The sequence below is a fragment of the Phytoactinopolyspora mesophila genome, assembly GCF_010122465.1.
Lineage (GTDB): Bacteria > Actinomycetota > Actinomycetes > Jiangellales > Jiangellaceae > Phytoactinopolyspora > Phytoactinopolyspora mesophila.
This window is the reverse complement of sequence record NZ_WLZY01000002.1, coordinates 637763-649902: the sequence shown is the minus strand read 5'-3', so window position 1 is coordinate 649902 and position 12140 is coordinate 637763. Positions and strand designations below refer to the sequence as shown.

At 65.9% G+C, this 12140-nt stretch carries 11 protein-coding genes; 3 read left to right on the top strand and 8 right to left on the bottom strand.

The window, feature by feature from the left end; all coding sequences use genetic code 11:
- The first annotated feature begins 31 nt into the window (after positions 1 to 31).
- On the top strand, positions 32 to 1549 hold the full coding sequence (locus F7O44_RS09095; protein ID WP_162449883.1) for an aldehyde dehydrogenase (NADP(+)): 1518 nt from the start codon (positions 32 to 34) through the stop codon (positions 1547 to 1549).
- 59 nt (positions 1550 to 1608) lie between these two features.
- Here F7O44_RS09095 and crcB (F7O44_RS09090) read toward each other — a convergent pair whose 3' ends face one another.
- From crcB (F7O44_RS09090) to F7O44_RS09060, 7 genes are all read right to left on the bottom strand, one after another.
- The gene (gene crcB / locus F7O44_RS09090) at positions 1609 to 1971 is read right to left on the bottom strand and encodes a fluoride efflux transporter CrcB (protein ID WP_162449882.1); all 363 of its coding nucleotides are present in this window, start codon (positions 1969 to 1971) and stop codon (positions 1609 to 1611) included.
- Positions 1968 to 2405, bottom strand: a complete 438-nt coding sequence (locus F7O44_RS09085; protein WP_162449881.1) for a DUF190 domain-containing protein — start codon at positions 2403 to 2405, stop codon at positions 1968 to 1970. Before F7O44_RS09085 ends, crcB (F7O44_RS09090) begins: the two co-directional genes overlap by 4 nt.
- A 26-nt stretch (positions 2406 to 2431) precedes the next feature.
- Entirely contained in the window at positions 2432 to 2860 is a 429-nt protein-coding gene (gene crcB, locus F7O44_RS09080; RefSeq protein WP_162449880.1) for a fluoride efflux transporter CrcB, read from the bottom strand.
- Positions 2861 to 2954: 94 nt separating this feature from the next.
- Positions 2955 to 4352: an ABC transporter substrate-binding protein gene (locus F7O44_RS09075; protein ID WP_162449879.1), complete on the bottom strand. Its 1398-nt coding sequence runs from the start codon at positions 4350 to 4352 to the stop codon at positions 2955 to 2957.
- A 32-nt stretch (positions 4353 to 4384) separates the two neighbouring features.
- Positions 4385 to 5239, bottom strand: coding sequence for a carbohydrate ABC transporter permease (locus F7O44_RS09070; protein WP_343073856.1), 855 nt, complete (start codon positions 5237 to 5239; stop codon positions 4385 to 4387).
- A gap of 125 nt (positions 5240 to 5364) precedes the next feature.
- Entirely contained in the window at positions 5365 to 6354 is a 990-nt protein-coding gene (locus F7O44_RS09065; RefSeq protein ID WP_222851201.1) for a carbohydrate ABC transporter permease, read from the bottom strand.
- A 303-nt stretch (positions 6355 to 6657) separates the two neighbouring features.
- Positions 6658 to 7986 (bottom strand): glutamine synthetase beta-grasp domain-containing protein, encoded by a 1329-nt coding sequence (locus F7O44_RS09060; protein ID WP_162449878.1) that lies wholly within the window; start codon positions 7984 to 7986, stop codon positions 6658 to 6660.
- Positions 7987 to 8120: 134 nt separating this feature from the next.
- On the opposite strand from F7O44_RS09060, the gene F7O44_RS09055 reads away from it, so the two are divergent.
- Positions 8121 to 9953 (top strand): NAD+ synthase, encoded by a 1833-nt coding sequence (locus F7O44_RS09055; protein ID WP_162449877.1) that lies wholly within the window; start codon positions 8121 to 8123, stop codon positions 9951 to 9953.
- A 46-nt stretch (positions 9954 to 9999) separates the two neighbouring features.
- Here the strand turns inward: F7O44_RS09055 and F7O44_RS09050 are convergent, their stop codons facing one another.
- Positions 10000 to 10848 (bottom strand): aquaporin, encoded by an 849-nt coding sequence (locus tag F7O44_RS09050; RefSeq protein ID WP_162449876.1) that lies wholly within the window; start codon positions 10846 to 10848, stop codon positions 10000 to 10002.
- A gap of 354 nt (positions 10849 to 11202) precedes the next feature.
- Between F7O44_RS09050 and panB the strand changes: the two genes are divergently transcribed.
- Positions 11203 to 12039, top strand: a complete 837-nt coding sequence (gene panB, locus F7O44_RS09045; RefSeq protein ID WP_162449875.1) for a 3-methyl-2-oxobutanoate hydroxymethyltransferase — start codon at positions 11203 to 11205, stop codon at positions 12037 to 12039.
- Positions 12040 to 12140: the final 101 nt, after the last annotated feature.

The window sequence follows — 12140 nt, the reverse complement described above, 5'->3', positions numbered from 1 at the left end:
AAGAACCCGCGGACTGGTACGGGGAGAATAAATGACTCTGGTTGAGAGTATGAACCCGCGCACGGGCGAACCAGCCGGTGCGGGCGTGTCCGAAACACCACCGGCAGAGTTGAACTCGACGCTGTCGCTGGCCAAGTCCGCGGCCAAGCGATTCGCCACGGAGTCACTCAGCGGCCGGATCGCACTCTTGCGCGCCATCGCCAAGAAGCTCGACGATCGCGCCGACGAGCTCATCCCGCTGGCCGATTCCGAGACCGGATTGGGCAAGGCCCGGCTGACCTCGGAGATCGCCCGAACCACCGGCCAGTTACGGCACTTCGCCGAGGTGATCGAGGAAGGCTCGTTCCTCGAAGCCACCATCGATACGCCGGCTCCGAACGGCAAGCCGGTGCCGCGTCCCGATCTCCGCCGTCAGCTCGAGCCGCTTGGCCCCGTGCTGGTCTACGCCGCGAGCAATTTCCCCTTCGCATTCAGCATCGCCGGTGGAGACACCGCGTCGGCACTGGCCGCGGGGTGTCCCGTCGTCGTCAAGGCGCACGAGGGCCACCCGGAGCTCTCCCGCCGGACGGGCGAGATCATCAGTTCGGTGGTGGCCGACCAGAATCTGCCCGCAGGTGTGTTCACCGTCATCTTCGGCCAGAGCGCGGGCCGCGACGCCGTCGTCGACCAACGCATCCGAGCTGCCGGCTTCACCGGATCCACCACCGGCGGGCGGGCGTTGTTCGACCTCGCCACCGGGCGCGTCGATCCGATCCCGTTCTACGGCGAGCTCGGTAGCATCAACCCCACCGTCGTGACCCGGGCCGCCACCCGAGCCCGCGGCAGTGACATCGCCACCGAGTTCGTCAACTCGTTCACGATGGGCACCGGGCAGTTCTGCACCAAACCCGGTCTGCTGTTCTTGCCGGTTGGTCACAATCTCGAATCCGCGCTCGCCGAGGCCGTCAGCGCCGTTCCGGCCGCGCCCATGTTGAACAACCGCATCGCGGAGTCGTACGCCCAGATCAGCGCGGAGATCTCCGCACATCCTTCGGTCCGGAGCCTGATCAGTCCTCGGTTGCATACCGAACCCGGCGCATGGGGGGTGCCATCTCTTTTCGTCACCTCCGCCGAGAACTTCACCGAAGCCGCCGACCGCCTGGCCGAAGAGTGCTTCGGGCCCAGCTCGCTCATCGTCGAGTACGCCAGCACCCACGAACTCATCAACGCGCTGCAGTCGATCGAAGGCAGCCTGACCGCCACCATTCACGGTGAGCAGAGCGATGTCCAGGCGATGGCTCCGGTACTGGATGTGCTGCGCCCACGCGCCGGCCGGCTCATCTGGAACGGCTGGCCCACCGGCGTCGCCGTCTCGTGGGCGATGCAGCACGGCGGACCATGGCCGTCGTCCACCAATCCGTTGCACACTTCAGTGGGCGCGACCGCGGTGCGGCGCTGGATGCGACCGGTCACCTATCAGGCGTTCCCGCACGACCTCCTGCCGGAAGCCCTGCAAGACGGCAATCCGCTGGGCATTCCGCGCCGGGTGGACGGAGCGATGCGCCGCTAAACCCCCTTCCCCATGATCATGAACACTTCGTGACGAATATGGTCAACTAGTGTTCATGATCATGAGGCGATGGCCCAGCCGAGGGCGGCGGCGGCGACACCAGCCACCACGCTGATCACGACGTTGGCCAGCGCGTACCACCGGGCGCCGCCCTCGAACAGGCGCAACGTCTCATAGCTGAACGTGCTGTAGGTGGTCAGCGCCCCGCAAAAACCTACGCCCACCAGCGCCACGGCGTCGTCGTCCAGGCGGCCGTCGGTCCACAACGCGATCACCACGCCGACGATGAACGAGCCCACGACGTTGACGGCCAGCGTCCCCCACGGGAAGACCGGGCTGAAGCGCGCCTGGATGAACCGGTCCGTGGCATAACGTAGCGGGGCGCCCACCGCAGCCCCGAGCGCCACCAGCATGGCCGTCACCGGGGCTCCCCCGCGCCGTCCGAGCCGGGCCGGGGTCCGCCACCGGCGTCACGATCACCGCCCACGTCCGGCCCCTGATCGGCCTCGCTGCCTGCCGCATCCGAACGCCCCGCATAGCGCACGACCTCAACATCAGTGAGCGTGATCAGACCGCCGACCACGATCGGTTCGATCTCGTCGATGAATGCCTCGATCTTCGCGGCATTGTCGACGATCACCACCTGGACCGGCAGATCCTCGGACAAGCTGAAGATCCGCGTGGTGTGGATGTGATTGGACGCGCCGTAGCCCTCGATACCACGGAACACGCTGGCACCAGCCAGACCACGGGCATGCGCACGGCGCACGATCTCGCTGTACAGCGGCTTGCCATGCCAGGTGTCTGTCTCACCCATCACGATCGACAACCGCCTGGCCGGTCCTGTGAGATCCATCTGCCCGAGTCCCTCCGTATCCGACACTAGCTCGTGTCCGTTCCTCGTTGCCGGAGCATGCGCAGCAACGCCGGTGTGCCGCGCGTCGCGAGCAGCACCGCACCCAAAGCGCCTATTGGCGTGACGACGAGGTAGACAAGCGCGGCCAGGGCGCGATCGTCGAGCAGGAGCACACGCACCTCGACCGCGTAAGCCGAGAACGTCGTGTACCCGCCCAGAACCCCGATACCGAGGAAGGGTCGCAGGAGCGGATGCGGGGCGGTGAGTTGCGTCAGCACGGCCATGAGCACACCGATCAGGAAGCAACCGGTGATGTTCTCGACGAGCGTCACCCAGGGAAACGCGGGCGGATCAGCGTTCAGCAACGTCAGTGCATACCGCGCTTCGGCGCCGACCACTCCCCCGGCGGCGATGGCCGCGAGGACCGGCGTATGCCGTTTCCACGATCTCCGCACCCGAGTACGCTACGCCCAGCCCCATGATCATTGGCACTTCACCCCCGAATCCGGTGGTCAAAGGCCAATGATCATGGGACCTAGGGCGGGCGGATCAGCCGATGACGGGCTCCACGTTCTCCTCGTAGGACGTGGTCAGCTCGTTCGCGACGACCTCGAAGGCTTGGTCGGCCGGCTCGTTCTGCAGCATGATCCGCTCCAGGCCGCGGCCCAGGATCTGATCACCGTCCGGGATATAGACCCGGGCCGCGTCCTGCGGCGAGGTGTGCTCCAGCTGTTCCAGCGCGACCCGGCGTTGCGGCTCCCGTTCGAAGGCCTCCTCCATCATGCCCACCGCGGACTTACGCACCGGCATGTAGCCGACGCTCTCGGAGTAGTACGCCGTTTGCTCCGGCTCGGTGACGAACTTGATGAATCGCATGGCGGCCAGCTGCCGCTCCGGCTCGAGACCCGACGGAATCGACAGTCCCGCACCCCCGGTTGGGCAGCCGAACTGCTCCTTCTCCGGCAGAAACGCAGCCCCCACCTCGAACGACGACCCTTCGAGCAGCCCGGACAAGCTGCCGGTAGACCCGATAGTGGACGAGATTCCACCGGATGAGAGGTCGATGATGTTGTCGTCCGGCGTGACGCCGGCATAGCCGAGCTCGTTGACCTGGCTACGCACGTACTCGCCAGCGGCGATGGCTTCGTCACTGTCGAGGGTGATGGTGAAGTCGTCGTCGCTGTAGCGCCCGCCGAACGCCCAGATGATCGACTGGAAGATCCACGCGACGTACGACGCACCCTTGACGTGGTGGAACACCTTCTGCTGGCCGCTGAGATTGGCCTCCAGCGCCTCCGCCCATTCGTCCATCTCGTCCCACGTCTCCGGGCCGCGGTCCGGCAGGCCGGCGTCGGCCCAGTGCTCCTTGTTGTAGTAGAACAGCGGCGTCGACCGCGCGTAGGGCATGCCCCATTGCCGGCCGTCGTACTGGTAGTCGCCGATGAGCGTGTCGTGGAAGTCGTCGAGCTCCACCTCCTCAGCCTCCAGCAACGCGTCGAGCGGCGTGATGGTGCCGTTGAGGAAGTACTTGAACCACCAGACATCCGAGAGCATGATCACGTCCGGGCGGTCGTCACCCTGTAGCGCGGTCTGGAAACGCTGCGCCACCTCCTCGTAGTCCGCGCCCGCCGTCACGAGCGTGACGGAGATGTCCGGGTTGGCCTCCTCGAAGCGCCGGATCAGCTCCTCGTCCGCCTCGCGGGAGTTGCCCGGGTGCACGCTCCAGAAAGTGATCTCACTGGCGGGTGTCACACGACTGAAGTCGTCGGCCGTGGCATCGTCGGCGGCATCGGCATCGTCGCTGCTGGTCGACGGTCCTCCGCAGGCGGCAAGGGTCAGGGCGGCGGCTCCCGCCGCGCCGAGCCCGAGAAAACTCCGGCGGTCGAGGGGACGAGAGGGGACGACGAGGCGCCGCTCGGGTGGGAGATGCAGGTGGCGGTGGGACATCGTGGATCCTTCCGGGAGGTGCTCGGTGGGTGTCAGCCGGTCGTGGCCCCTTGGGTGAGGCCGGCGACGATGTGGCGTTGCAGCAGGGTGAAGACGATCAGCACGGGCAGCACCACCATGGCGGTGCCGGCCATCAGGACGCCCCAGTTGTTGGTGCCGTCGGCGTTCTGCATGAGCGTGAGCGCCACGGGGAGCGTCATCATCTCGGGCCGGTCGACGATGATCAGCGGCCACAGGTACTCGTTCCATTCGGAGACGATCGTGACGAGCGCGACCGTGGCGATCGTGGGTGCGGAGATAGGCGCGACGACGCGCCATAGTTTGCGCCAGTGCCCAGCCCCGTCGAGCGTCGCCGCGTCGACGATCGCACTCGGCAGGGTCAGGAACTGCTGACGCAACAAGAACGTGCCGAAGGCGGTGCCAAGGCCCGGCACGATAATCCCGAGGTACGTGTTCTGCCAGCCCAGATCCGCGATAAGCGTGTAGTTCGGCACGATCACCACCTGCGGCGGCACCATCAGCGCCACGATGATCAGAATGAAGACCAGCTTCTTGGCCGGAAACCGGATGAACACCAGCGCATAGGCGGTGAACATGGCCAGCAGCACCTTGACGCCCGCGCCGACGACCGTCACGATGACGCTGTTGAGGAAGAAGCGCCCGAACGGGTAACGCTCCACCACCTCGGCGTAGTTGCCCGTGTACGGCTGTTCTGGCAGCCACTGGAGCGGCACGGTGAAGATCTCCGGACGCGTCTTGATCGACGAGATGAGCATCCAGATCAGCGGCGCCATCATCACCACGACGGCGAGCAGCAGGGGCAGGTAGCCGCTCAGGAGCCGCCGGACTTGTTCTGGCGGCGGCCCACTCTTGCCATCCCGCGGCACCGGTCCACCCCTACCGCGTTGATCATGGGCGGATGCCGCTTCTCGGCCCGTTTTGGGCGTGATCTGCCCATGATCAACAGGGGTGGGCGACGGCTCGACGCTGGAACCTGGCTCCCGAGGCAGGCTCACGAGTAATGCACCTTCCTCTCCAGGAACCGCATCTGCAGGAGCGTCACGCCCAGCAAGATGAAGAACAGGATCGTGGCCACGGTCGCTGAGTAGCCGGCCCGGCCCGTGACGAAGCCCTCGCGGTAGATCTGATACATCAGCGTTGTGGTTCCATCCACCGGGCCACCCCTGGTCATCGAGTGGATCAGCTCGAAGGACTGCATGGACATCGAACTCAGCGTGACGGTGACCAAGAGGAAGAACGTCATCGGCGACAGCAGCGGCAACGTGATGGACCGGAACGTGCGCCACTTGCTCGCGCCGTCGATCGCAGCTGCTTCGAGCAGGTCGCGCGGGATGATCTGCAGTCCGGCGAGGTAGACGACGGCCGCGTAGCCGAGGTGTTTCCAGATGTAGACGATGATCACCATCACCAGTGCCCATCCGGGACTGTTGTACCAGTTGGGCGGCGAGGCGCCGACGGCCCGGATCAGCGGTGCGATCACGCCGAACTGCGGATCGAACATGAACATCCACACCAGCCCGACGGCGACGCCGGACAGCACGTAGGGCGCGAACACCACTGCGCGGGCGAACCCACGCCCGTGCAGCTTCTGGTTCAGCACCGTCGCGACAAGCAGGCCGATGGCGATCGTGCCGCCCACCGTCGCCACGGTGAAGATCACGGTGATCCGCAGGTAGTTCCAGCTGTGCGGATCGCTGAACCAGTTGACGTAATTGTCCAGCCCGACAAAGCGCGCGGTGGGCGAGCCCATGTTCCACTGCAGCAGCGAGTAGTAGACGTTGCTGAACAGCGGCCGATAGGTGAACAGCCCGATCAGCGCCAGGTTGGGAATGGTGAAGGCAAGGAAGATCAGTGCCTCGCGGCGACGGGATCGGCGCCGGCCGCGGCGCATCTCCTCGCGGCGTTCTTCCTCTGTTGCGGATCCGGGCCGAGCGGGCCCGGCGGGTGGTGGCGCCTCGCGCTGGTTGTCACGCAACGCCATGGCCTCGTCTACCGCGCTTCACGTCGCTCCATGTCGTGTGGATGGATCTCCGCCGACCCGTGTGCCGCGGCCGGGAGCCGACCGTGGAACACAGGTGCTGCGGCCACACGTTAGATCGCCGCTACACCCGCTTCATAGAGCCTGACCGATTACTTTTCCGACACGTCATCCGTTCTTTACTTCCTGTCGCCCAGAAGTCATTCGCAGTTGACGAATCGTCCACACTCAGGTTGTCGATGAGCAGACGTGGCTTGCCTCCCGGCCACCACAGGGCGAAAAGCCTGTCTCAAACTGGCTACGGTTTCAGAGCACGGGCAGCATGATGTCCCGCTCGTACTGCGTGACCTGACGGCGGTAGATATCCCATTCCTGACGCTTATTCCGCAGGAAGAACTCGAAGACATGTTCGCCGAGTGTCTCGGCCACGAGTTCGGAGTTCTCCATGGCCCGGATGGCTTCGTCGAGCGACGTCGGCAGCGGGTCGATGCCGAGTGCCCGGCGTTCGCGATCGGTGAGCGCCCATACGTCATCCTCGGCTTCCGGAGGCAGCTCGTAGCCTTCCTCGATCCCCTTCAACCCGGCGGCGAGCAGCACGGCGTAGGCGAGGTAGGGGTTGCAGGCCGAGTCGAGCGAGCGGAACTCCACCCGAACCGATTGCCCCTTGCCCGGCTTGTACATGGGCACCCGCACCAGCGCGGAGCGGTTGTTGTGGCCCCAGCACACGTACGCGGGCGCCTCTCCCCCGCCCTGCAGCCGCTTGTACGAATTGACCCATTGGTTCGTCATCGCAGTGATCTCAGGCGCATGGCGCAGCAGGCCGGCGATGAACGAGCGCCCAGACTTCGACAGCTGATACTGAGCGCCGGCCTCGAAGAAGACGTTGCGGTCACCCTCGAACAACGACACGTGGGTATGCATGCCAGAACCCGGGTAGTCGGTGAACGGCTTCGGCATGAACGACGCGTACAGCCCCTGCGACAGCGCCACCTCCTTGACCACCGCACGGAAGGTCATCAGGTTGTCCGAGGTGGCGAGCGCGTCGGCGTAGCGCAGGTCGATCTCTTGCTGGCCCGGAGCGACCTCATGGTGGCTGAACTCCACCGAGATGCTCATCTCTTCGAGCATGGTGATGGCATCGCGCCGGAAATCCTGGGCGACACCGTGCGCGGTGTGGTCGAAGAAGCCGCTGGCGTCGACCGGCTCGGGCACTTGGCCCCGCTTGGGCGCCTCGTTGAAGACGAAGAACTCGACCTCGGGGTGGGTGTAGAAGGTGAGCCCGCTGTCGGCCGCCCGGCCCAGCGCTCGTTTCAGGACGTGGCGCGGATCGGCGTACGACGGCGAGCCGTCGGGCATGAGGATGTCGCAGAACATTCTCGCCGTTCCGCCACGCCAAGGCAGCACCTGGAAGGTGGCTGGGTCGGGCTTGGCCAGCATGTCTGCCTCGTACACCCGAGCGAAACCCTCGATAGCCGAGCCGTCGAACCCGATGCCTTCGTTGAAGGCGTTCTCGAGCTCGGCCGGGGCCACCGCCACCGACTTCAGGTAGCCGAGCACGTCGGTGAACCACAGCCGGACAAACCGGATGTCGCGTTCTTCAAGCGTCCTGAGCACGAATTCCTGCTGCTTCTCCACGGCCACAGTGTGCCTTACGCCGGTGTCGGCGACGTAACGTGACCCGCCCAAACCAGGCGACTACGAGTACAACGCGGCCATACACCCCGGCCATGTGCGCGGGATCGTGGGACGTTGTCGATACGCTCGACGGTGTGCCGCAGATCAGACTCGCCCTCGCCCAGGTAAACCCGACGGTCGGAGCTCTCGACGCCAATGCCGAGCTCGTCGTCCGGATGACCGCGCACGCCGCTTCGCAGCACGCCCATCTGGTGGCGTTCCCGGAGATGGTGCTGACCGGCTATCCGATCGAAGACCTCGCCTTGCGCCCGTCGTTCGTCGACGCGTCCCGTGCTGCGCTGGAACGTCTGGCTACCCGGCTCAACGACGAGGGCCTTGGCAATGTGGGGGTGGTCGTGGGCTATCTGGGTCGCGACGACGCCACAGCGGGCATCTCGCGGGTGGGCCGCCCCAAGGGGTCCCCGCAGAACTCGGTCGCCGTCCTGTACGGCGGACGCGTACTGGCCCGCCAGGCGAAGCATCACCTGCCCAACTACGGCGTGTTCGACGAGTTCCGCTACTTCGTCCCAGGTGATCACCTCGGCGTGATTCGCCTGCATGGCGTTGACATTGCCCTGGCCATCTGCGAAGACCTCTGGCAGGACGGCGGCCCGGTGGCCGTGGCACGCGAAGCCGACGCCGGCCTGCTCCTCGTCCTCAACGGCTCTCCCTACGAGCGGAACAAGGACGACAACCGGCTCGCCCTCGTCCGGCGCCGCGCGCTCGACGCGAAGGCCGCCCTGGCCTACGTGAACCTCGTCGGAGGTCAGGACGAACTCGTCTTCGACGGCGACTCCCTCGTCGTCGACGCCAAGGGCGAACTTCTGGCCCGCGCGCCTCAATTCGAGGAAGGGTGCCTCGTCGTCGACCTCGACCTACCCGCGCCGACGGCGCCCGCGCCAGAGCCGTGGGCGAACGCCGAGGAGCAGGCGGCCGGTTTCCGGGTCCGCCGCACCACACTGACCAGCGAACCGCTGCCCGCGTACACCCCGGAGCCCGGCGTCGTGGCGCCCGCGCTGTCCGACCTCGCCGAGGTCTATGCCGCGCTGGTCACCGGCCTGCGGGACTATGTCCGCAAGAATGGTTTCAACTCCGTGGTGATCGCATTGTCCGGCGGAATCGACTCCGCCGTCACCGCGGCCGTCGCGGTCGACGCCCTCGGCGCGGAGCACGTCCATGGCGTATCGATGCCGAGCGTGTACTCGTCAGAGCATTCCAAAAGCGACGCCCAGGAGCTCGCCGAGCGCACCGGGATGTCGTTTCAGACCGTGCCCATCGCGCCCATGGTGCAGGCATACTTGGACAACCTGAAGCTCACCGGACTGGCCGAAGAGAACCTGCAGGCCCGAGTGCGCGGAGTGGCGCTCATGGGCATGTCCAACCAGCATGGTCACCTGGTTCTCGCCACCGGGAACAAGAGCGAGCTCGCGGTGGGCTACTCCACGATCTACGGCGACGCCGTGGGTGGCTTCGCGCCACTCAAGGATGTGCCCAAGACGCTCGTGTGGGAGCTTGCCCGCTGGCGCAACTCGGTGGCCACCGAGCGCGGCGAGAAGCCGCCCATTCCGGAGAACTCGATCGACAAGCCACCCAGCGCGGAACTGCGTCCGGGGCAGCTCGACTCCGACTCGCTACCGGACTACTCGCTGCTCGACGATCTACTCGACCACTACATCGAGCAGGACCGGGGCAGCGATGAGTTGATCGAGGCGGGCTTCGCACCTGAACTGGTGCAGCGGGTGCTGCAGATGGTCGATGCCGCCGAGTACAAGCGGCGGCAGTACCCACCAGGGCCGAAGGTGACCGAGCGCAACTTCGGACGCGACCGCCGGGTGCCGATCACCACGGCCTGGCGTGAGCACCCGACCCGCATGGCTAAGGACGCGGCGCGGGCGGAACAGACACCGCCTCCTCCCCCGCCGAGCTGAAGAACCCGCGCGTTCAAGGGCGCGGGTTCTTCACGAGCTCCGGAGGCTATTGGTCGAGCAGACCCTTGTGCGACGCCGGCAGATCCTTGCTGGCCGGCGGCGGAGGCGGTGGCTGTTGCGGGCCACGCGGCTTCTCCTGCGGTTTCTCCTCACCCTCAGCGGCGGGTTCACCAGGGATGCGCCCGTCGTCGGCGATTCGCGCCGGCTGGGGTTCGGCCTCTTCGAGCATGTCTTCCTCATCCACGGGGCGGGCGATGACGAACTCGAAGAGCAGCCACGCCAGCACAGCTCCCGCGAGCGGCCCGATGAGCCAGGAGGCGATGCCTTCCCATTCCCCGCCGACCACGGCCGGGCCGAACGCCCGCGCCGGGTTCAAAGCACCCCCCGTGAAACCACCAATCGCGAAGATCCCTGCCGCGTAGGCCAGGCCGATGGCGAATGGATACACCGACAGCGGAGCCCGCTGATCGACGATGGTTCCGAGCACCACGAGAACCACTACGAAGACCGCGACCGCCTCGATCACGATTGCGCCGAAGATGTTCAGATCTCCCTCGGTGCCAGGCACTGGCACCCCGGCGGCGACGGTGTCGCGGCTGAGTGTGAGCAACACCGTCAGCGCAGCCAGGATTCCACCGATCAGCTGCGCGGCGCAGTAGATGGACGCACCGACCACATCGATCCGCTTGCCCAGCAGGAACGCGAGTGTCACGGCCGGGTTGAAATGGCCACCCGACACGTGTCCGAGAGCCGCTACCAGGGCGAGGATCGTCAAACCCTGAGCTACCGCATACGGGGTGATGTCACCAGTGGTGACGGTCATGAGGGCGACGAAGGTCAGCACGAAGGCACCGATCCCTTCGGCCACCGCGTTGCGGACCCACATCTGGGGCATTGAAGACCACTCCTGCTCGGAATCTCGAGAACTACGGCATCCGGCCGGATCGGCACACCAACCCGGCTCCAGACGATCGGCGCGCCCGCCGACGTGGCCAGCCTTACCACATACACGAGTCCGGCTGTCACGAACGACGGCCACTTTCAGCAAGGTTAATGCGAACCGAGGGCCAGTCTCGACAACTGACAGGCCTCAAGTCCGGCGTGTCGAGTTGACGTTGCCGTCGCCATGCGCCGCCAACTGAGCCACATGAAGTTGTTCGGTGGGCGCTGACACCCTCGGCAATGGGAGAATTCGAGTGTCAGGGGGACCCGATCCGCGGGCCTCGAGACAATCGAAGGAGCACTTGTCATGGCCGAAACCACCGCGGGGCTCTACGGTGGCGAGTACAAGCGCCGCATCACCATCCGAGATCTGCGTACCGCCAAAGAGCAGGGCGAACGCTGGCCCATGCTGACCTCGTACGAGATGTTCACCGGCAAGATCTTCGACGATGCCGGCGTCCCGGTGCTGCTCGTCGGAGACTCCGCGGGCAACAACATCTACGCTCATCCCGATACCGTCCCGGTCACGCTCGAAGAGATGATCCCGCTCGCTCGCGCCGTTGTCCGATCCACTCGCCGCGCGCTCGTCGTGTGCGACCTACCGTTCGGTTCTTACCAGGTCAGTACTGAGCAGGCGTTGAGAACTGCCATCACAGTCATGAAAGAGTCCGGCGTCCAGGCGGTGAAGCTCGAGGGTGGGCTGCCCGCGGTCGAGTCGGTACGCCGTATCGTCGACGCCGGCATTCCGGTCATGGCGCATGTCGGCTTCACCCCGCAAAGCGTCAACGCGATCGGCGGGTACCGGGTGCAGGGACGCGGCGCTCAGGGTGACGAGCTGGTCGCCGCCGCTCACGCCCTCGAAGAAGCCGGTGCGTTTGCCATCGTCCTGGAGATGGTCACCGCCGAGGTCACCGCCGAGATCACCAAACGGCTTTCCATACCGGTGATCGGCATCGGATCCGGGCCGCACTGCGATGCTCAGGTACTCGTGTGGCAGGACATGGCCGGCATGGGGGCCCAGGCGACGCCCAGGTTCGTCAAGGCATTCGGGGATCTCCGGGGTAATCTGACCGCCGCTACCCAGGCATTCGCCGACGAGGTTGTGTCCGGACAGTTCCCCGCCGAAGAGCACACCTACCACTAGGGCGCCGGAGCGGAGCACTACGGCCCCTGGACTCGGCAGAGCGGGCGCACCCATCGCTTCGTACTGGGTGACGTAGACGCCAACTGTTGGCGTCTACGTCA

Excerpts from the sequence above, each read along its gene's own strand:
- F7O44_RS09095 (WP_162449883.1), top strand. The coding sequence starts at position 32 with ATGACTCTGGTTGAGAGTATGAACCCGCGCACGGGCGAACCAGCCGGT.
- panB (WP_162449875.1), top strand. The coding sequence starts at position 11,203 with ATGGCCGAAACCACCGCGGGGCTCTACGGTGGCGAGTACAAGCGCCGC.
- F7O44_RS09085 (WP_162449881.1), bottom strand. The coding sequence starts at position 2,405 with ATGGATCTCACAGGACCGGCCAGGCGGTTGTCGATCGTGATGGGTGAG.
- F7O44_RS09075 (WP_162449879.1), bottom strand. The coding sequence starts at position 4,352 with ATGTCCCACCGCCACCTGCATCTCCCACCCGAGCGGCGCCTCGTCGTC.
- F7O44_RS09050 (WP_162449876.1), bottom strand. The coding sequence starts at position 10,848 with ATGCCCCAGATGTGGGTCCGCAACGCGGTGGCCGAAGGGATCGGTGCC.
- F7O44_RS09065 (WP_222851201.1), bottom strand. The coding sequence starts at position 6,354 with ATGGCGTTGCGTGACAACCAGCGCGAGGCGCCACCACCCGCCGGGCCC.